We start from the raw sequence: 17553 nt of genomic DNA on the forward strand, positions 1-17553 counted from the left end.
AATTTTCAGAGCGGTTTTACCACCGCCATGATCACGATGACGATCAGGAGCACCGTCGGGACCTCGTTGATCAGCCGGAAGAACCCCTCATCGCGCGGCCGCTCATCCTCGCCGAACGCCTTGACGAATTTTGCCAGCCACAAATGAAAGGCCGTCATCGCGACAGCGCCCAGAAGCTTGACCCATAGCCACAGGCTCGGATTCGCCGCCGCATCCGTCACCCAGATCAGCGCCAGGCCAAAGACCCAGGTCAGACCCATCGCCGGATACATGATCGCCTTGAGCAGTCGGCGCTCCATGGTCTTGAAGATTTCAGAGGTTTCCCCGCCCACCGCGGTGCGCCGATGATAGACCATCAGCCGCGGCAGATAGAACAACCCCGCCATCCAGGCCACCATCGCAATGATGTGGAATGCCTTGAGCCATAGATACGCCATAGCCAGCTATCCATCTCGTTTGCGCAAGATTTTCACCACCCGATCGACATGCTCTGGCGGCGTCGCCGGCCGCATCCCGTGCCCCAGATTGAAGATATGCCGCTCCATCGGCAGGACACGAGCCACTTCCTCCACGCCTTCCTCCAAAGCCTTGCCGCCCGCTTCCACCAGCAGAGGATCGAGATTGCCCTGAATGGCATGGGCCGCCGATAGATTGTCCCGCGCCCAATCGAGCCGCATCGACGTCTCCACCCCTAAGCATTCAGCCCCGGTCATTTCGCCGATCCGCTTATGGCCCGCTCCCGCGCCGCGGGCGAAAACGATCACCGGCACGCCCGGCCTCTGCTCCCGGACCTTTGTTATGATGGCCGCGATCGGCTCCCCGCTCAGTGTCTCCTGCAGATAGCCCGGCAGGTCTCCCGCCCAGGAATCGAAAATCTGCACCACATCGGCGCCTGCATCGATCTGACGCACGAGATAGGCCGCCGATGCCTCGATCACCAGCTCCATCAGAACGGTGAACCACTCCGGCCGGCTCGCTGCAACCGCGCGCGCCACCTCCCGCCCGCCTTCTCCGCCGCCACCGATCATGTAGCTTGCCACCGTCCACGGGGCGCCGCAGAAACCGATCAATGCGATATCATGTGGCAATTCCGCCTTGACGGCTTTCACCGTCTCGCAGACGAGACGTACTTCCTCCGCTTCATCGAGCGGCCGCAAGGCATTCACCCGGTCGGACCCGCTGACCTTCTCGACGACCGGCCCTTCGCCTTCCGCAAAGGCAAGACCCAGCCCCATCGCCTGCGGCACGACCAATATGTCGGCGAAGACGATCGCCGCGTCGACGTCGAAGCGCCGCAATGGCTGCAGCGTCACTTCCTTCGCGAGATCGGGCGCGTAACACAATTTGAGGAACGAACCCGCCTTGCCCCGCGTTGCCCGATACTCAGGCAAATAGCGGCCTGCCTGGCGCATGAACCAGACTGGACGCCTCGAAGGCTTTCTTCCTTTCAAGACGTCGAGCAGCGCTGAATGATTCATGAGTACATACCAATAGAATAGAATAGATGAGAGTCTGATTAGGATGCTGGGGGTCGAGAGTCATGAATACTGACCTTGTCCAGACTTTGCCAACCGGGACCTGTTATCACACTTTCCCAGTGCTGCTGAGGGAAACAGGCTGATGCAAAATACCGCATGTTTCTCAAAGAGTTGTGCTCTAAGTACGCGATATCGTCCACAGGTCATCAGGCTGATGTCAACAGCCGCGCCATTGTCCACAGAATAAGCGGGTGGGAATTCTTGCCGGGGAAATTGTGGATTACCCCACCAACAAAATGATAGAAACCTTTCCAAGGCCTTAACCGGCGCCCTTTATCCACAAGTGATCCCCGGCCTTCCCAGTGTCCTCGCCAAGATTTTTCCACATGCATCTGATCTCGGATGCGACGGGCGAAACGCTCAACACGGTGGCCCGCGCCGCCATGGCCTATTATGGCGACTATCAACCCGTCGAGCACATCTATGCCCTGGTGCGCACGTCCAAACAGCTCGCGCGTGCGCTGACGGAGATTGAAAGCCAGCCGGGAGTGGTCCTTTTCACGCTGATCGACACCGAGCTCAGGACCCAGCTCGAGAGAAGATGCGCCGAGCTCTCCATTCCCTGCATCTCGATCCTCGATCCGGTGATCGCCAGCCTCGCCCAATATCTCAATGCCCAGTCGCGTCCTCAGCTCGGCGGCCAGCATGCTCTCAACGCTGAATATTTTCGCCGCATAGACGCCTTGAACTTCACCATGCTCCATGACGATGGTCAGCATGCTGAGGATCTCGAGCAGGCCGATGTCATCTTGACAGGCATCAGCCGCTCTTCCAAGACGCCGACCAGCATCTATCTCGCCAATCGCGGCATAAAAACCGCGAATGTCCCGATCGTGCCCAATATCGCGCCCCCGAAAGAGCTCGAGACGGTCACCAGACCGCTCGTCGTGGGTCTCATCGCCAGTACCGAACGCATCGCCCAGATCCGCAAGCACCGGCTGCTGGCGATGAATGAACAGGGCGAGACCGACTATGTCGATCATGGCGCGATCGCGGCGGAGCTGTCACATATGCGCAGACTGTGCAGCCGCCATAATTGGCCGATCATCGATGTGACCCGCCGCTCGATCGAGGAGACCGCTGCCGCGATCATCAACCTGATGCGTGAGCGTCATGAGAAAGAGGACTCTAGTTCATGAAACTGGTTCTGGCCTCGACCAGCCGGATCCGAGGCGAACTTCTGGCCAAAGCCGGGCTTACTTTCGAAACGATTGCGCCGGATGTGGACGAAACGGAGCTGAAACGACACTCTCATGGGTTAAGTCCCGGAGATCTCGCCCAGAAACTGGCGGGCGCCAAGGCTGTTTCGGTGGCGAATCGAGTTTCTGGGGCACTGGTCATTGGCGCGGATCAGGTTCTCAATCTCGCCGGTAGGGCCTATGACAAGCCGGCCAGCGCAGAGGATGCCCGCCGCCAGATGACCGAGCTGCGCGGCCGCCGCCATATACTCGAAACGGCCTTGTGCTGCGCCCAGGATGGAAAGATCGTCTGGCAGACTCTGGGCCAGGCCACGTTGACGATGCGGTCCTTCTCAGACGGCTTTCTCGAGGACTACCTGGTGAAGGTGGGCGGCGATGTGACGACATCGGTCGGTGGCTACAAGCTCGAAGGTCTCGGTGCCCAGCTTTTCGAAAAGATCGACGGCGACTACTTCACCATACTGGGCTTGCCGCTGCTGCCGCTGCTGGATTTCCTGAGACGAAAAGGGGCCGTGCCGGTATGACCCGGAAAGCCTGTGTCATTGGATGGCCGATCAGCCATTCACGCTCACCGCTCATCCACGGCTATTGGCTGAAGCGCTATGGTATTGCCGGCAGCTATGAAAGGCTCCCGGTGAAGCCGGAGGAACTATCGGCTTTCTTCTCCAGCCTCATGGCTAATGGCCTCGCCGGCTGCAATGTGACTCTCCCGCATAAGGAAGCGGCCTTCCGCGCGGTGCGCACTGCCGATGCGGCGACCGCCCGGCTCAGTGTCGTCAATACGGTCTTTGCCCGCGACGGCGAATTATGGGGCACTAGCACAGATGGCGAAGGTTTCCTTGCGAGCCTCGCGGCCGGCCACCCCGGCTGGCGTGCCGCGGGGCAAAGCGTGGTCATACTCGGCGCCGGCGGGGCCACCCGCGCCCTTGTCGGAGCGCTCCTCGATGCTGGCGCCGGCCGGATTTTTATCGCCAACCGTACGCGCGCCAAGGCGGAAGAGCTGAAGCGCGATTTCGGATGCCGGGCGGAGCCGCATGACTGGGCCGAAGCGAGCGACCTGCTGCGCCATGCCGATCTCGTGATCAACACGACATCGCTCGGTATGACCGGCCAGCCGGCGCTCGAGATCGATCTCGGCAACCTGCCGAATACCGCTCTTGTCACTGACATCGTCTATACGCCGCTCGAGACCGATCTGCTCAAGCGCGCCGAGGCGCGCGGCAATCCGATCGTGCCCGGGCTCGGCATGCTGCTGCACCAGGCGGTCCGCGGCTTCGAATTGTGGTTTGGCACCCGCCCTGAAGTGACCGATGATCTCTATGACCTTGTCGCCCGCGATATCGATCCCGGATACCGGCGATGATCGTGATCGGCCTGACCGGATCGATCGGCATGGGCAAATCAGTGACCGCCGGGATGTTCGCCGGGGAAGGGATGCCGGTCTGCGACTCCGATGCGGTCGTGCACCGGCTCTACGACAAGGGTGGCGCCGCGGTGGCGCCCGTCGCCCGGGCTTTTCCGGATGTCATCACCGACGGCGCCATCGACCGGCAGAAGCTTGCCCGCCATCTCGGCCACAAGCCTGAGGATTTCACCAAACTCGAGGCGATCGTGCATCCGCTGGTGCGCGTCGAGCAGGAGAAATTCCTTGAGGATGCTCGAGAACGCAACGCCCCGCTCGCGGTTCTCGACATTCCCCTGCTTTTCGAGACCGGCCGTGATCGCGACGTCGACAGGATCGTCGTCGTCTCCGCGCCGGCCGATATCCAGCGCACCCGCGTACTCGCCCGGCCCGGCATGACGGAGCAGAAATTCGCGAGCATCCTGGCGCGCCAGCTGCCTGACGCCGAAAAGCGCGCCCGCGCCGATTTCATTGTGGACAGCGGCCGCGGTTTCGATCACGCCCGCGCCCAGGTCCGGCGTATAATTGCCGAGCTTTCCAAGGGCTGATTCGGGACAAAGAAGATGCGTGAGATCGTTCTCGACACCGAGACAACCGGCATTGAACACGCCAAAGGCCATCGCATCGTCGAGATCGGCGCCGTCGAGCTCATCAATCACATACCGAGCGGCAAGGTCTTCCATCACTATATCGATCCCGAGCGCGATATGCCGCCGGATGCCGAGGCCATCCACGGCCTGTCGACGCAATTCCTGAGAGGCAAGCCGGTCTTTGCCGCGATCGCCGACGAATTCATCGCCTTCATCGACGGCGCCAGCCTCATCATCCACAATGCCGCCTTCGACGTCGGCTTTCTCAATGCCGAGCTCGCGCGCGTGAAGGGGCCGGCGATCCTGCCCGAGCGCGTCATCGACACGCTGGGGCTGGCGCGCCAGAAGCATCCCATGGGCCCAAACAGCCTCGATGCCTTGTGCAAACGCTATGGCATCGACAACTCGAAGCGCGAGAAGCACGGCGCCTTGCTCGACTCGGAACTGCTGGCCGATGTCTATCTCGAACTGATCGGCGGCCGCCAGGCGGCGCTGTCGCTCTCCGCCATCTCGGTCAAGACACGCACCGCGATGACCCCTCAAGGTCTTGTGCGGGCGAGGCCCAGTCCGCTGCCGAGCCGGCTCACCGAAGCTGAAATAGCGGCGCACCAAGCGCTCCTCGCCGAGATCGGCGAGAAGGCGCTGTGGAACGAGATTCTGAACTGATATTCAGTCTACGGACTGATCTTGTCCGCTGCGCCCCGTCTCCCGCCGCTGGCAGGAGAGGGAAAATATGCCGAGGCGATCCGGGCGGATCAGACCGCGGCTTGCGCCTGAGCGGCCATGCGCTTCTGATACATGCCGGCGAAATCGATCGGGTCGAGCATCAAGGGCGGGAAGCCGCCATTGCGCGTCGCATCGCCGAGGATCTGGCGGGCGAAGGGGAACAGCATGCGCGGGCATTCGATGAGCACCGCCGGATGCAACATGTTCTGCGGAAAGTTCTCGAGCCTGAACACACCGGCGTAGAGGATCTCCGCAGCGAAGACGACCTTGCTCTCCGCGGTAGCCTTGGCGTCGATATGCAATTCGACCTCGAAGTCATTCGGCGCCAGGTTGCGGGCATTCACATTGATCGAGATGCTGATTTCGGGCTGCGCCTTTTGCGGGGCGAGCGAGCCCGGCGCGTGCGGGTTCTCGAAGCTCAGATCCTTCAGATACTGGCCGAGAATACGCATCGACGGCTGACCACCTTCCTGCGGCGCGGCGGCCTCGAGATCGATCGTGCCGGTTTCCGGCGCGGCGACCGCTTCAGGGGCCTCGTCGTCATGCGCGCCGCCATTGGTGGCGGCCGGTTGCTTGGGCGTCTTGGCCATGGACTGTCGTGCCTTTCGTGAAGGATGATGGGCCGCCAGCTATCATAAATGGCCGACGACCCGCAAGCTTTACGGCACTACCGGTTCCAGGGCGACGGGTTGTCCTGATCAGGGCGCGGCAACCGCTCGTCGATGATTTCAACCGCCTCGCCGTCGATCACCACCGTACCCCGTCGCGTCTGGGCGCCCGGCCGGATAAAGCGGCGTCCGATGATCCGCTGCACGAAGGGCAGCAGCAAAAGAACAGCCGCCGCGTCCGACAGGAGACCGGGCAGGATGAACAGGATTCCGGCGAAAAACCCCAGGATTCCGCCAAGCGCCGCGTCCGTGCCGGTCTGGCCGCTGCGGCTGGCCTGGGCGATTTCCTTCAGCGATTTGACCCCGGTATGGCGGATGGTCACACCGCCCGCCACAAAGCCCAGTATCACCGCCAGGAGGGGGAAACCACGCGCCGAACCATTGCCCGGTCTTAACCAGCAGGAAGAGCTCCAGAAGGCCGAGCGCAAAAAGGACAAAAAATATGGTTCTGATCACCTGAAACCTGTAGGAACTGAAAAGGCGGCGGACTTTGGTCCGCTCCCAAGCCCCCCTATATAAGGGGGCGACGACAGTGACTTCAATTTGTGCCAGACGAAAGACCCGCCGAAATGATGAATCAGGCTTTTGATCCACTCAATTTGCTGATCCTTGCGATTGCAGTGGTGGTCATTCTGCGCCTGCGCTCGGTCCTCGGCAAACGGACCGGCAACGAGCGGCCGCCTTTCGATCCCTATGCCGCTCAGCGCCGCGCTGAAAAGCCGCAACCGAACGGCAATGTCATCAATATGCCGCAGCGCGACAACGCCCCCGACAATCCCGTGCTGGACAAGCCGGCTGAACCTGTCTGGTCGGGCTATGCTGAGGCCGATTCCAATGTCGCCAAGGGCCTGGAGAAGATCGCCGCCGCCGACAGCCAGTTCTCGACCCAGATATTCGTCGACGGCGCCAAGGTCGCCTATGAGATGGTGGTGACCGCCTTCGCCCAGGGCGATCGCCAGTCGCTCAAGAATCTCCTCTCGCGTGATGTCTATGAAGGCTTCGCCAAAGCGATCGAGGAGCGCGAAAAGGTCGGCAATGTGCTCGAATCGCGCTTCGTCGGCATCGACAAGACGGACGTCGTTGGTGCTGATATGAAGGGCAAGAAGGCCACGATCACCATCCGTTTCCTCGCCGAGTTTATCTCGGCAACGCTCAACAAGGCGGGCGAGGTCATCGAGGGTGATCCGAAGCAGGTGCGCGAGGTCACCGATGTGTGGACCTTCGAGCGCGACACCGGCTCGCGCGATCCCAACTGGAAACTCGCGGCCACGGACGAGACGGGCTGATAGCGTATCGGCCTAAAACGTGTGAAGCGGTTTTCGGAAAAGCCGATGCGCCAAAAAACCAACATGCGCCGGCTCTTGAGTTCGGCGCTGCTTTTGGTCATGTCATCGATCATGAGCGCCGCGGCCTCTCCGATTCTCGAGCCGACCTCCTTCGACCGTATCGCCGGCTGGAGTGAGGCCGATCATCGGGCTGCGCTCGCCACCTTCAAGCGTTCCTGCGCCGAAATCGAGGCGACTGGCCATGCCTTCCGGCGCAAGGTCGCCTATGGCGGCACCAGGCGCGACTGGCTCGCTGTCTGCTCCACGCTGACTGCGGGCAGTGATCCGCGCGCCTTCTTCGAGGCGGCGTTCACGCCGCTGATCGTGCATGATCCGGCGCGGCCCGAGGGCCTGTTCACCGGCTATTACGAGCCCGAGGCGGAAGGCAGTCTGACGCCCGGCGGCGCGTATAAGGTGCCGGTCTATGCCCGGCCCGCCGATCTCGTCGCCTTCGATCAGCGTGCCGCCAAGCGCCTGGGCCTCGCCTATGGCCGCCTGGTCGACGGCAAGCCGCAGGGCTATTTCACCCGCCGCGAGATCGAGGAGGGCGCGCTCAAGGGCCAGGGCCTCGAGCTCGTCTGGCTCAAGGATTGGGCCGACGCCTTCTTCATTCAGGTTCAGGGCTCGGGCCGTGTGCGCCTGCCCGAGGGCAGGACGATGCGTCTGGGCTTTTCCGCTAAGACCGGCCAGCCCTATACCGCCATTGGCGGGCTTCTCGTCGAACGCGGCATCCTCGCCCGCGAGGACATGTCGATGCAGGCGATCCGCGCCTGGATGCGCCAGAATCCGAAGGACGCGCGCGCCCTCATGTGGGAGAACAAGTCCTTCGTGTTCTTTCGCGAAGTGACGGTGGAAGATCCCAAGCTCGGGCCGCCCGGCGCCCAGAAAGTCGCCCTCACGCCGTACCATTCCCTCGCCATCGACCGCTCGCTCTGGGTCTTCGGCACGCCGATCTGGCTCGACACCGAAGCGCCCCGCGGCGAGACCGGAACGCTCACGCCGTTCCGCAATCTCATGGTGGCGCAGGACACCGGCACGGCCATCAAGGGCCATGCGCGCGGCGATGTCTTCTGGGGCGCGGGCGAGGCGGCCGCCCTGACAGCGGGCCATATGAAGAGCCCGGGGCGCATGATCGTGCTCCTGCCCAAGGCGCTGGCCAAGAGGCTGCTCAGTAAGCAATGATCCGCAAGCTCCCGCCCGATTATGCGCTATGGGAGGATGTCGCCCGGACCGTCAAGCCCCTCCACAAGGCGAAGAAAAAGCCGCCGGCCAAGGCCGATATCCCGGCGCTCGGTGTCAAGGCGAAGGCCACGCCCGCCGAACCGCAGAAAGCGATCGCCCGGCCACCAGTCTCTCGGCATGAGCCGCCGCCGATCACCGGCCTCGACCGGCGCCAGGAACGGCGCATGACGCGCGGCCAGGTCGAGATCGAGGCGCGCATCGATCTCCATGGCACCGGCATCGAGCGCTCGCATGACCGTCTTTTGCACTTCCTGATCGATTCGCGGGCGCGCGGCCTGCGCCTCGTTCTCGTCATCACCGGCAAGGGCGCGTCGCCCTTCGCGCGCCACACGCTGCACGGCTCCGATCACTATCACGCGCCGGAGCGCCAGGGCCGTCTGCGGCGCCTGGCGCCCGAATGGTTTCATGAGACACGCTTCCGCGAGCATATCGCCGGCTTTCAGCCGGCCCATCCGCGCCATGGGGGCGGTGGAGCCTTCTATGTGAAATTGCGCAAGAAGGAGCGCAGCGGAAGATGACGCCCTTCGGCGAACGCATGCGCAAGCTCCGGGCCGAGCGCAATGTGACCTTGAAGGAGATGGCGGAAGCGATCGGCGTGTCGAGCGCCTATCTCTCCGCTCTCGAGCATGGCAAGCGCGGGCGCCCGGGCTGGCATCTGCTTCAGCGCATCATCAGCTACTTCAACATCATCTGGGACGAGGCGGAGGATGTCGTGCGCCTTGCCCGTATCTCGCATCCGCGCGTCGTCATCGACACGTCGGGCTTGGCACCCCAGGCGACCGAGCTCGCCAACCGCCTGGCCGACGACATTTCCGAGCTCGACCAGAAGGAGCTCGCCGAGATGCTCGCGGTGCTCAACCGCAAGAAGCTGAAGAAGAAATGAACTCACCCTCTCCCTTGCGGGGAGGGTCGACGCGAAGCGTCGGGGTGGGAGTCGGGTGGCGCGTGAGCACTTGCGCGACCACCCGACCCCCATCCGGTTCACCCGGCCTACGGCCGGATGAACCACCGTCCCCGCAAGGAGGAAGGACAAGAAGCACTTACAAAATGAACTTCGACAGATCGGTATTACGCGCCAGATCGCCCAGATTCTTCTCGACGAAATCCTTGTCGATCCTGACCGTCTCGCCGGAGCGGTCGGTCGCCGAATAGCTCACATCGTCGAGCACCCGCTCCATCACGGTCTGCAGACGCCTGGCGCCGATATTCTCGATCGCCGCATTGATCTCGGCGGCGATATCAGCGAGCGCGTCGATGCCGTCCTCGCTGAAGTCGAGCGTGACGCCCTCGGTCTGGAGCAGCGCCTTGTATTGCTTGATCAGGCTCGCCTCCGGCTCGGTCAGGATGCGGCGGAAATCGTCGCGTGTCAGCGCCTTGAGCTCGACGCGGATCGGCAGCCGGCCCTGCAGCTCAGGCAGCAGGTCGGACGGCTTGGCGATGTGGAAGGCGCCCGACGCGATGAAGAGGATATGATCGGTCTTCACCGGACCGTATTTGGTCGACACCGTCGTGCCTTCGATGAGGGGCAGGAGATCGCGCTGCACGCCCTCGCGGCTCACATCCGCGCCCTGGCGCTCCGAGCGGGCACAGATCTTGTCGACCTCGTCGAGGAAGACAATGCCGTTGTTCTCGGTGACGTCGATCGCCTCCTGGGTGATCTGCTCCTGGTCGAGCAGCTTGTCGCTTTCCTCGGCGAGCAGAACTTCGTGGCTCGCCTTTACCGTCAAGCGCTTCGATTTGAGCCGATGCCCGAAGGCCTTGCCCAGCATGTCGGAGAGATTGATCACGCTCGCCGAACCCCCCGGCATGCCCGGAATGTCGAAGCTCGGCACCGCCGGCGAATCCATCACCTGGACCTCGATCTCCTTGGTGTCGAGCTCGCCCGAGCGCAGCTTCTTGCGGAAGCTCTCGCGCGTCGTCTCTGCTGCATTCACGCCGACGAGAGCATCGAGCACGCGGCTTTCCGCATTGATATGGGCCTGCGCCTCGACATCCTTGCGGCGCGCCGTCTTCACCATGCCGATCGCCGCCTCGAGCAGGTCGCGGATCATCTGCTCGACATCGCGCCCGACATAGCCGACTTCGGTGAACTTCGTCGCCTCCACCTTGATGAAGGGCGCATTGGCGAGCTTGGCGAGGCGGCGCGCGATCTCGGTCTTGCCCACGCCGGTGGGTCCGATCATCAGGATGTTCTTGGGCATCACCTCTTCTCGCAAGGAACCCTCGAGCTGCTTGCGCCGCCAGCGGTTGCGCAGCGCGATGGCGACGGCGCGCTTGGCGTCCTTCTGGCCGACGATGTGACGGTCGAGTTCGGAAACGATTTCGCGGGGAGTAAAGTCGGTCATGGATAACTCAGCTTCTGACGACAGGCAGATATTGGGTGAGGGATAAAGGAATGAAAGACATCACGGCGCGTCGCGCCCGCTGCCAGCCGACGCCCAGAAGGATGACGCTGGCGCCGATGAGGAGGAGCGTGATCCACGTCGCATTCTGCTCGCCGCCGAGGCGGGTGAAGGCATAGACCATGGCGCCGCCCAGATAAGCGAGCGAGGAGACGAGCAAGGCGCGCCGGTCGATGATAAGGGCGGCGAGCGTGAAGACGACCACGACGGCGACGGTGACGAGGCTCGTCTCAGGCGTCATTTCCTCACCCGACGAGATCAGCCCGGCGATCGGATGCACGATCAAGGGGGCCGCGATCAAGGTGAGCCAGAAGCCGCAATCGGCGCGCCGCGTCAGGCGCTCGCGGTCCGAACTGTCATACCACTGCGCCGCCGCCAGCGTGGCCAGTCCGGCGAACAGGAATAGACCATAGGTGACGGCTTCTGAGGTTTCACCGAAGAGCCTCGCATAGGCGGCGATGAAGGCGGCGACCAGGCTGCCGGCGAGAAGAAGAAGCGCGAAGGGCAGCCGGAAGCGCAGATAGAACAGAAGTGCGGCGAGGCTCGCGGCGAGGCCGGGGATCAGCAGGCTCTGCGGGAAGCCCGCCCATCCCATGTCGCTGTTGCCCATCTGGAGCAGCCCGTAGAGCTGCCAAGCCATGCCGGGCACGATGAACAGCGCCAGTATGATGCTGGGCAAGGTGAGCTTGAGCTGGCGCGTCAGATATTCGGCGAGCGCCCACATCACGGCGATGAATATGATGATGAATCCGGCGCCGAGCCCCAGGAAGGTGATATTGGCCGCCCACAGGCCGATGCTGAGCAGCACGACGCCGAGCGCAATGAAGAACTCGTTGAAGTTTTTCATGAACACGAAGCGTTCGTCGCCCGCCCCATGAAGATGCCGCGCCGCCTGGCGTTTCGCCGGCAGCTCCTGCAACGCCGCCGCTTGGCCTTCCGTGATGATGCCGCTCCTCACGGCCTCATCGAGATCGGCGCGTGTCAGCATGCGAGGCTTTCGACGGTCAGATTATTGTTTGTGTAGACGCAGATCTCGGCCGCGATGGCCATCGCCTTGCGGGCGATCGCTTCGGCTTCCATGTCGGTATCGATCAGAGCCCGCGCCGCCGCCAGCGCATAATTGCCGCCCGAACCGATGCCGATCACGCCGCGCTCGGGCTCGAGCACGTCGCCAGTGCCGGTGAGCACCAGGCTGACCTGCGTGTCGGCGACGATCATCATGGCTTCCAGGCGCCTGAGATAGCGGTCGGTGCGCCAGTCCTTGGCGAGCTCGACGCAGGCGCGGGTGAGCTGGAGCGGATATTGCTCGAGTTTGGCTTCGAGCCGCTCGAACAGCGTCATGGCATCGGCGGTCGCGCCGGCGAAACCCGAGATCACCGAGCCTCCGGCCAGCGGCCTGACCTTGCGGGCGTTGGATTTGATGACCGTCTGGCCGATGGAGACCTGGCCGTCGCCCGCGATCACCACCCGGTTGCCTTTACGGAGGCTCAGTATGGTCGTGCCGTGCCACTGCTGGGGATCGCTCATGGAAGTCCTTTTCGTCGCCAAACCTAGCGCGTGATTAGGAAAAGTGGGTACCGGTTTTCCGTCCGATCGCGCGCCAAACATAAGATTCCGATCACGTTTATCAATTCAGGTCGGTACGATCTGAATTGATCGTGATCCAGGGCCGGGCGGGGCCCGGCTGGCCGTCATGTAGGCCTTGATAACCGAGAAGAAAAGCCTTGCGCCTGACGGCCAAGTTAACTCGGCGGCAGTGAAAGGGTGGTGCTGGCTTGCTGCACCTGCTAAGAGACCGCCGCAACAAAGGGTTAGAGGGCCATGCGCAAGGCCAGCATCGAACGCAAGACCACCGAAACCGAGATCGCCGCGAGCGTCGTGCTCGATGGCACCGGCGCCTATGACGTCAAGACCGGCGTCGGCTTCCTCGATCACATGTTGGAGCAGTTGGCCCGCCATTCGCTGATCGACATCAAGCTTCGCGCCAAAGGCGATCTCCATATCGATTTCCACCACACGACGGAGGATTCCGGCATCGCGCTGGGCCAGGCGGTGGCCAAGGCGCTCGGCGACCGCAAGGGCATCCGCCGCTATGCGAGCCTGCATCTGCCGATGGACGAGGCGATGACGCGCGCCGCCATCGACGTGTCGGGCCGGCCCTTCCTTGTCTGGAAGGTCGATTTCTCGCGACCGAAGATCGGCGATTTCGACACCGAGCTGGTGCGCGAGTGGTTCCAGGCCTTCGCCATGAATGCCGGCATCACGCTGCATGTCGAAACGCTCTATGGCGACAACAATCATCACATCGCCGAAAGCTGCTTCAAGGCGCTGGCGCGCTGCCTTCGCGAGGCGATCGAGATCGATCCGCGCCAGAAGGACCGCATTCCTTCGACCAAGGGGTCGCTGAGCAAATAATGGCCTGGTGGACCGCCCATAACAAACAGGGCCGCGGCGCCGACGACGTCGTCTTCGTGCGCGAGGGTTTCAGCTGGTGGGCCCTGCTCTTCCCGCTGCTCTGGCTCGCGGCCAAGGGCATGTGGATCGTCCTCGTCATCGCCGTCTCGGCGCAGCTGCTGATTTGGGCCGTCGCCGAAGCCTTGGGTTTCGGCGATGCGGTGCGGCTCATTTCCGGCCTCGCCATCAATCTCATTCTGGGCTTCCAGGGTAACGACCTGCTGCGCTGGACCTATGCACGGCGCGGCTACGACGAAGTAGGCTTGGTCCAGGGCGATGATCTCGAGGAAGCGGAATACCGCTTCTTCAGCGAAGGTGGTGTGCCGCTCCCCGCCGCCGAGCCGCCGGCGTCCGACACACCGGCGCTCCCCGGCCTGTCGCGCAACTGGAAATCGTCCGAGCCCGATTTCATCTTTCCGGGATTCAGCCGGACATGAGCCTCGTCGCCATCATCGATTACGGCTCCGGCAATCTCCATTCCGCGGCCAAGGCTTTCGAGCGTGCCGCCCGCGATGACGGCTCCTCCGCCCGGATCGCCGTGACATCGGACCCGCAAGAGGTACGCCGGGCCGAGCGTATTGTGCTGCCGGGGGTGGGCGCCTTCCGCGATTGCCATGACGGCCTCAAAGCCGTTCCCGGCATGTGGGAGACGCTCGCCGACGAGGTTCGCCGCGGCAAGCCCTTCCTCGGCATCTGCGTCGGCATGCAATTGATGGCCGATCGTGGCCTCGAGCATGTCGAGACACAGGGCTTCGGCTGGATCAGGGGCGATGTGAAAGTGATCGAGCCGCGAGATCCCACCCTCAAGATCCCGCATATGGGCTGGAACACGCTGGACCCGGCCAGGCCTCATCAGCTGTTCGACGGTATCGCTCTCGGGGCTGCCGGACTTCATGCCTATTTCGTCCATTCCTATCATCTGGCGCCGAGCGACGGCGCGGCGCTGATTGCCACCGCCGATTATGGCGGGCCTGTAACCGCCTTCGTCGCCCGCGACAATATCGCCGGCAGCCAGTTCCATCCCGAGAAGAGCCAGGCGCTGGGTCTGGCGCTCATCGCCAATTTCCTGAGATGGCGCCCATGATCCTGTTTCCCGCCATCGATCTGAAAGCCGGCCAGTGCGTGCGCCTCAAGCTCGGCGACATGGCCGAGGCCACCGTCTTCAATGACGACCCGGCCGCCCAGGCGCGCGATTTCGCGGCGCAGGGCTTCCGCTGGCTTCATCTCGTCGATCTCGACGGCGCCTTTGCCGGCAAGCCGGTGAATGCGCCTGCCGTCGAGGCGATCCTCCGCGCCATCGACATCCCGGTGCAACTGGGCGGCGGCATCCGTGACCTGGGCCAGATCGAGACCTGGCTGGCGCGCGGCATCCGCCGGGTCATCCTCGGCACCGTGGCGCTGCGCGATCCCGATCTGGTGAAGGAGGCCTGCCGCCGCTTTCCCGGCCGCATCGCCGTCGGCATCGACGCCAAGGGTGGCAAGGTGGCGGTCGAAGGCTGGGCCGAGACATCGGAGCTTACCGCGATCGAACTGGCGCGCCGCTTCGCCGATGCCGGGGTTGCGGCGATCATCTTCACCGACGTTGACCGCGACGGCGTGCTGAAGGGCCTTAATATCGAGGCGACACTGGCACTCGCCAAGGCTGTGGCTATTCCGGTCATCGCGTCGGGCGGGCTGGCTTCGCTCGCCGACATCAGGCGCCTGCTCGAGCCCGATTGCGCCATCCTCGAAGGCGCCATATCGGGTCGCGCGCTTTATGACGGCCGCCTCGATGCGCGCGAGGCCCTGAAGCTCATTGCCGAGGCCGCGTGATGCTCAAGGCCCGCATCATTCCCTGTCTCGACGTGAAGGACGGTCGCGTCGTCAAGGGCGTCAATTTCGTGAATTTGCGCGATGCGGGCGATCCGGTCGAGATAGCCAAGGCCTATGACAAGGCCGGCGCCGATGAACTGTGTTTCCTCGACATCACCGCCACGCATGAGAACCGGGGCATCATTTTCGACGTGGTGCGTCGCACCGCCGAGGCCTGCTTCATGCCGTTGACCGTCGGCGGCGGCGTGCGCACCACCGACGACATCCGCAAGCTGCTGCTCGCTGGCGCCGACAAGGTCTCGATCAATACGGCCGCCGTGAACAACCGTGGCTTCGTGCGCGAGGGGGCGGAAAAGTTCGGCAGCCAGTGCATCGTCGTCGCTATCGACGCGAAACAGGTGGCGCCGGGCCAGTGGCAGATCTTCACGCATGGCGGGCGCAATGCCACCGGCATCGATGCGGTCGCTTTTGCCGAGGAGGTGGTGGCCTTGGGAGCTGGCGAGTTGCTCGTCACCTCGATGGACCGCGACGGCACCGGCCGGGGCTTCGACATCGCCTTGATGCGCGCCATCGCCGATGCCGTGCCGGTGCCGGTCATCGCCTCGGGCGGCGTCGGCACGCTCGATCATCTGGTCGAGGGCATAAGGGACGGCCATGCCACGGCGGTCCTCGCCGCCTCGATCTTCCATTTCGGCACATTCACCATTTCCCAGGCCAAGAACCATATGGCTGAACGAGGAATTCCCATGCGGCTGGGATGAGCAAATCCGCCAAAGTTGCAGACTTTGGCGCCAACGATTTGCGCCAACATATTGAATTGGCGCGAATCCTCGGCGAAGCAAAACCGCTTCGCCGGGAAGCGCGCGAGATGTTAAGAATGCAGGAAGGGGCAGGAACATGACAGACACATTACGCCACCGGCTGGACGTCCTCGCCGAGCTCGCCGACACGGTGACCGCTCGCAAGGGTGCTTCGCCCGAAATCTCCTACACCGCCAAGCTCCTATCCCAGGGCATCGAGAAATGCGCCAAGAAGGTGGGTGAGGAGGCGATCGAGGCCGCACTCGCCGCGGTCAAAGGCGACCGTGACCATCTCAAGCTCGAGGCCGCGGATCTATTTTATCATTTGGTCGTGCTGCTCGAAGTGTCGGGCCTGCCTTTGTCGGACGTGATGGGCGAGCTCGAGAAGCGCGTCGGAACATCCGGAATCGCCGAGAAGGCCGGCCGCAAGCAGGTGTGAATTACATGGATTCGCTGCGCGACGAGATTTCGCCCTACCGCCATTTCGAGCGCAACGCCTGGGCGAAATTGCGCGCCGACACGCCGATGACGCTCGACCAGGCCGATATCGACGAATTGCGCGGCCTCAATGACCGGATCGATCTGGCCGAAGTCGTGGCGATCTATCTGCCGCTGTCGCGCCTGCTCAATCTCTATGTCGCCGCCACTCAGGAGCTGTTCCGCGCTACCGGCAAGTTTCTGCACGCCGAAGGCACCAAGGTGCCCTATGTCATCGGCATGGCCGGTAGTGTCGCGGTCGGCAAGAGCACCACGGCGCGTATCCTGCAGCGACTCCTGGCGCGCTGGCCCAATCATCCCAAGGTCGATCTCGTCACCACCGACGGCTTCCTCCTGCCCAATGAGATCCTCGAGCGCGAGGGCATCATGAATCGCAAGGGCTTTCCGGAAAGCTACGACCTGCCGACATTGTTGCGCTTCCTCTCCGACATCAAGGCCGGCCGGCGCAATGTGACCGCCCCCGTCTATTCGCATCTGACCTACAATGTCATGCCCGACAAGCGCGTGACCGTCGATCAGCCGGACATATTGATCGTCGAGGGCCTGAATGTGTTGCAGACGGGCCGGCCGCCGCGTGACGGCAAGATCATTCCTTTCATTTCCGACTTCTTCGACTTCTCGATCTATCTCGATGCGGCCGAGGACGTCATTCACGACTGGTATGTGGCACGCTTCTTCTCACTTCGCGACACCGCCTTCCGCGATCCCAAATCTTACTTTCATCGCTATGCCTCGCTCACCGACAAGGAAGCGCGTGCCACCGCCAACCGCATCTGGGAGACGATCAATCTCGTCAATCTGCGCGAGAATGTCGTGCCGACGCGCCAGCGCGCCGATCTTATTCTGCGCAAGGGCGCCGATCACATCATCCACAGCGTGTGGCTCAGGAAGCTGTAG

General features: G+C 63.0%; 24 protein-coding genes. 17 read left to right on the plus strand and 7 right to left on the minus strand.

Going from position 1 to position 17553, the window contains the following annotated elements:
• Positions 1–5: 5 nt before the first annotated feature.
• On the minus strand, positions 6–437 hold the full coding sequence (gene hemJ / locus G5V57_RS11000) for a protoporphyrinogen oxidase HemJ (RefSeq protein ID WP_165167535.1): 432 nt from the start codon (positions 435–437) through the stop codon (positions 6–8).
• A gap of 6 nt (positions 438–443) precedes the next feature.
• Entirely contained in the window at positions 444–1478 is a 1035-nt protein-coding gene (gene hemE / locus G5V57_RS11005; protein WP_165167536.1) for a uroporphyrinogen decarboxylase, read from the minus strand.
• 386 nt (positions 1479–1864) lie between these two features.
• Between hemE and G5V57_RS11010 the strand changes: the two genes are divergently transcribed.
• From G5V57_RS11010 to dnaQ, 5 genes are read left to right on the plus strand one after another with little or no spacing between them, the layout of a single operon-like run.
• The gene (locus tag G5V57_RS11010) at positions 1865–2677 is read left to right on the plus strand and encodes a pyruvate, water dikinase regulatory protein (protein WP_165167537.1); all 813 of its coding nucleotides are present in this window, start codon (positions 1865–1867) and stop codon (positions 2675–2677) included.
• Positions 2674–3261, plus strand: coding sequence for a nucleoside triphosphate pyrophosphatase (locus G5V57_RS11015; RefSeq protein ID WP_165167538.1), 588 nt, complete (start codon positions 2674–2676; stop codon positions 3259–3261). Before G5V57_RS11010 ends, G5V57_RS11015 begins: the two co-directional genes overlap by 4 nt.
• Positions 3258–4100, plus strand: coding sequence for a shikimate dehydrogenase (locus tag G5V57_RS11020; protein ID WP_165167539.1), 843 nt, complete (start codon positions 3258–3260; stop codon positions 4098–4100). Before G5V57_RS11015 ends, G5V57_RS11020 begins: the two co-directional genes overlap by 4 nt.
• Positions 4097–4687: a dephospho-CoA kinase gene (gene coaE / locus G5V57_RS11025; protein WP_165167540.1), complete on the plus strand. Its 591-nt coding sequence runs from the start codon at positions 4097–4099 to the stop codon at positions 4685–4687. The genes G5V57_RS11020 and coaE overlap by 4 nt, the downstream gene beginning before the upstream one ends.
• A 15-nt stretch (positions 4688–4702) precedes the next feature.
• Positions 4703–5395, plus strand: a complete 693-nt coding sequence (gene dnaQ / locus G5V57_RS11030) for a DNA polymerase III subunit epsilon (protein WP_165167541.1) — start codon at positions 4703–4705, stop codon at positions 5393–5395.
• 89 nt (positions 5396–5484) lie between these two features.
• Here the strand turns inward: dnaQ and secB are convergent, their stop codons facing one another.
• Positions 5485–6045 (minus strand): protein-export chaperone SecB, encoded by a 561-nt coding sequence (gene secB, locus G5V57_RS11035; RefSeq protein ID WP_165167542.1) that lies wholly within the window; start codon positions 6043–6045, stop codon positions 5485–5487.
• Positions 6046–6122: 77 nt separating this feature from the next.
• Positions 6123–6473 (minus strand): FxsA family protein, encoded by a 351-nt coding sequence (locus G5V57_RS11040; RefSeq protein ID WP_256378687.1) that lies wholly within the window; start codon positions 6471–6473, stop codon positions 6123–6125.
• Between the two features lie 222 nt (positions 6474–6695).
• Between G5V57_RS11040 and G5V57_RS11045 the strand changes: the two genes are divergently transcribed.
• The 4 genes from G5V57_RS11045 to G5V57_RS11060 are packed head-to-tail and all read left to right on the plus strand — an operon-like array spanning position 6696 to position 9573.
• A complete protein-coding gene (locus tag G5V57_RS11045; RefSeq protein WP_165174024.1) occupies positions 6696–7409 on the plus strand; it encodes a Tim44/TimA family putative adaptor protein in 714 nt (237 codons plus the stop codon).
• A gap of 45 nt (positions 7410–7454) precedes the next feature.
• Complete coding sequence (locus tag G5V57_RS11050; protein ID WP_165167544.1) at positions 7455–8630, plus strand: murein transglycosylase A; 1176 nt, start codon at positions 7455–7457, stop codon at positions 8628–8630.
• A complete protein-coding gene (locus G5V57_RS11055; RefSeq protein WP_165167545.1) occupies positions 8627–9208 on the plus strand; it encodes a Smr/MutS family protein in 582 nt (193 codons plus the stop codon). The genes G5V57_RS11050 and G5V57_RS11055 overlap by 4 nt, the downstream gene beginning before the upstream one ends.
• On the plus strand, positions 9205–9573 hold the full coding sequence (locus G5V57_RS11060) for a helix-turn-helix domain-containing protein (protein WP_165167546.1): 369 nt from the start codon (positions 9205–9207) through the stop codon (positions 9571–9573). Before G5V57_RS11055 ends, G5V57_RS11060 begins: the two co-directional genes overlap by 4 nt.
• Before the next feature lie 157 nt (positions 9574–9730).
• On the opposite strand, the gene hslU is transcribed toward G5V57_RS11060, so the two are convergent.
• The 3 genes from hslU to hslV are packed head-to-tail and all read right to left on the minus strand — an operon-like array spanning position 9731 to position 12619.
• Entirely contained in the window at positions 9731–11035 is a 1305-nt protein-coding gene (hslU, locus tag G5V57_RS11065) for an ATP-dependent protease ATPase subunit HslU (RefSeq protein WP_165167547.1), read from the minus strand.
• A 7-nt stretch (positions 11036–11042) separates the two neighbouring features.
• Positions 11043–12080, minus strand: a complete 1038-nt coding sequence (locus G5V57_RS11070) for a hypothetical protein (RefSeq protein WP_165167548.1) — start codon at positions 12078–12080, stop codon at positions 11043–11045.
• A complete protein-coding gene (hslV, locus tag G5V57_RS11075; protein WP_165167549.1) occupies positions 12074–12619 on the minus strand; it encodes an ATP-dependent protease subunit HslV in 546 nt (181 codons plus the stop codon). The genes G5V57_RS11070 and hslV overlap by 7 nt, the downstream gene beginning before the upstream one ends.
• A gap of 294 nt (positions 12620–12913) precedes the next feature.
• Between hslV and hisB the strand changes: the two genes are divergently transcribed.
• The 8 genes from hisB to coaA are packed head-to-tail and all read left to right on the plus strand — an operon-like array spanning position 12914 to position 17553.
• The gene (hisB, locus tag G5V57_RS11080) at positions 12914–13507 is read left to right on the plus strand and encodes an imidazoleglycerol-phosphate dehydratase HisB (protein ID WP_165167550.1); all 594 of its coding nucleotides are present in this window, start codon (positions 12914–12916) and stop codon (positions 13505–13507) included.
• Positions 13507–13983, plus strand: coding sequence for a DUF2628 domain-containing protein (locus G5V57_RS11085; RefSeq protein WP_165167551.1), 477 nt, complete (start codon positions 13507–13509; stop codon positions 13981–13983). Before hisB ends, G5V57_RS11085 begins: the two co-directional genes overlap by 1 nt.
• A complete protein-coding gene (gene hisH, locus G5V57_RS11090) occupies positions 13980–14630 on the plus strand; it encodes an imidazole glycerol phosphate synthase subunit HisH (RefSeq protein WP_165167552.1) in 651 nt (216 codons plus the stop codon). Before G5V57_RS11085 ends, hisH begins: the two co-directional genes overlap by 4 nt.
• Complete coding sequence (hisA, locus tag G5V57_RS11095) at positions 14627–15358, plus strand: 1-(5-phosphoribosyl)-5-[(5-phosphoribosylamino)methylideneamino]imidazole-4-carboxamide isomerase (RefSeq protein ID WP_165167553.1); 732 nt, start codon at positions 14627–14629, stop codon at positions 15356–15358. The genes hisH and hisA overlap by 4 nt, the downstream gene beginning before the upstream one ends.
• A complete protein-coding gene (hisF, locus tag G5V57_RS11100) occupies positions 15358–16119 on the plus strand; it encodes an imidazole glycerol phosphate synthase subunit HisF (RefSeq protein WP_165167554.1) in 762 nt (253 codons plus the stop codon). The genes hisA and hisF overlap by 1 nt, the downstream gene beginning before the upstream one ends.
• Positions 16116–16259 (plus strand): hypothetical protein, encoded by a 144-nt coding sequence (locus G5V57_RS11105; RefSeq protein ID WP_165167555.1) that lies wholly within the window; start codon positions 16116–16118, stop codon positions 16257–16259. Before hisF ends, G5V57_RS11105 begins: the two co-directional genes overlap by 4 nt.
• The gene (locus tag G5V57_RS11110; RefSeq protein WP_206530245.1) at positions 16256–16597 is read left to right on the plus strand and encodes a phosphoribosyl-ATP diphosphatase; all 342 of its coding nucleotides are present in this window, start codon (positions 16256–16258) and stop codon (positions 16595–16597) included. The genes G5V57_RS11105 and G5V57_RS11110 overlap by 4 nt, the downstream gene beginning before the upstream one ends.
• A gap of 5 nt (positions 16598–16602) precedes the next feature.
• Positions 16603–17553 carry a type I pantothenate kinase gene (gene coaA, locus G5V57_RS11115; protein WP_165167556.1) on the plus strand — a complete coding sequence of 317 codons (951 nt, stop codon included), beginning with the start codon at positions 16603–16605 and terminating at the stop codon, positions 17551–17553.

It is taken from the genome of Nordella sp. HKS 07 (genome assembly GCF_011046735.1).
Taxonomy (GTDB): domain Bacteria; phylum Pseudomonadota; class Alphaproteobacteria; order Rhizobiales; family Aestuariivirgaceae; genus Taklimakanibacter.

Excerpts from the sequence above, each read along its gene's own strand:
- coaE (WP_165167540.1), top strand. The coding sequence starts at position 4,097 with ATGATCGTGATCGGCCTGACCGGATCGATCGGCATGGGCAAATCAGTG.
- hslU (WP_165167547.1), bottom strand. The coding sequence starts at position 11,035 with ATGACCGACTTTACTCCCCGCGAAATCGTTTCCGAACTCGACCGTCAC.
- hisB (WP_165167550.1), top strand. The coding sequence starts at position 12,914 with ATGCGCAAGGCCAGCATCGAACGCAAGACCACCGAAACCGAGATCGCC.
- G5V57_RS11010 (WP_165167537.1), top strand. The coding sequence starts at position 1,865 with ATGCATCTGATCTCGGATGCGACGGGCGAAACGCTCAACACGGTGGCC.
- G5V57_RS11070 (WP_165167548.1), bottom strand. The coding sequence starts at position 12,080 with ATGCTGACACGCGCCGATCTCGATGAGGCCGTGAGGAGCGGCATCATC.
- dnaQ (WP_165167541.1), top strand. The coding sequence starts at position 4,703 with ATGCGTGAGATCGTTCTCGACACCGAGACAACCGGCATTGAACACGCC.
- G5V57_RS11055 (WP_165167545.1), top strand. The coding sequence starts at position 8,627 with ATGATCCGCAAGCTCCCGCCCGATTATGCGCTATGGGAGGATGTCGCC.
- G5V57_RS11050 (WP_165167544.1), top strand. The coding sequence starts at position 7,455 with ATGCGCCAAAAAACCAACATGCGCCGGCTCTTGAGTTCGGCGCTGCTT.
- G5V57_RS11110 (WP_206530245.1), top strand. The coding sequence starts at position 16,256 with ATGACAGACACATTACGCCACCGGCTGGACGTCCTCGCCGAGCTCGCC.
- hisH (WP_165167552.1), top strand. The coding sequence starts at position 13,980 with ATGAGCCTCGTCGCCATCATCGATTACGGCTCCGGCAATCTCCATTCC.
- G5V57_RS11020 (WP_165167539.1), top strand. The coding sequence starts at position 3,258 with ATGACCCGGAAAGCCTGTGTCATTGGATGGCCGATCAGCCATTCACGC.
- G5V57_RS11105 (WP_165167555.1), top strand. The coding sequence starts at position 16,116 with ATGAGCAAATCCGCCAAAGTTGCAGACTTTGGCGCCAACGATTTGCGC.
- hemJ (WP_165167535.1), bottom strand. The coding sequence starts at position 437 with ATGGCGTATCTATGGCTCAAGGCATTCCACATCATTGCGATGGTGGCC.
- G5V57_RS11060 (WP_165167546.1), top strand. The coding sequence starts at position 9,205 with ATGACGCCCTTCGGCGAACGCATGCGCAAGCTCCGGGCCGAGCGCAAT.
- hisF (WP_165167554.1), top strand. The coding sequence starts at position 15,358 with ATGCTCAAGGCCCGCATCATTCCCTGTCTCGACGTGAAGGACGGTCGC.
- hemE (WP_165167536.1), bottom strand. The coding sequence starts at position 1,478 with ATGAATCATTCAGCGCTGCTCGACGTCTTGAAAGGAAGAAAGCCTTCG.
- coaA (WP_165167556.1), top strand. The coding sequence starts at position 16,603 with ATGGATTCGCTGCGCGACGAGATTTCGCCCTACCGCCATTTCGAGCGC.
- hslV (WP_165167549.1), bottom strand. The coding sequence starts at position 12,619 with ATGAGCGATCCCCAGCAGTGGCACGGCACGACCATACTGAGCCTCCGT.
- secB (WP_165167542.1), bottom strand. The coding sequence starts at position 6,045 with ATGGCCAAGACGCCCAAGCAACCGGCCGCCACCAATGGCGGCGCGCAT.
- G5V57_RS11085 (WP_165167551.1), top strand. The coding sequence starts at position 13,507 with ATGGCCTGGTGGACCGCCCATAACAAACAGGGCCGCGGCGCCGACGAC.
- G5V57_RS11015 (WP_165167538.1), top strand. The coding sequence starts at position 2,674 with ATGAAACTGGTTCTGGCCTCGACCAGCCGGATCCGAGGCGAACTTCTG.
- G5V57_RS11045 (WP_165174024.1), top strand. The coding sequence starts at position 6,696 with ATGAATCAGGCTTTTGATCCACTCAATTTGCTGATCCTTGCGATTGCA.
- hisA (WP_165167553.1), top strand. The coding sequence starts at position 14,627 with ATGATCCTGTTTCCCGCCATCGATCTGAAAGCCGGCCAGTGCGTGCGC.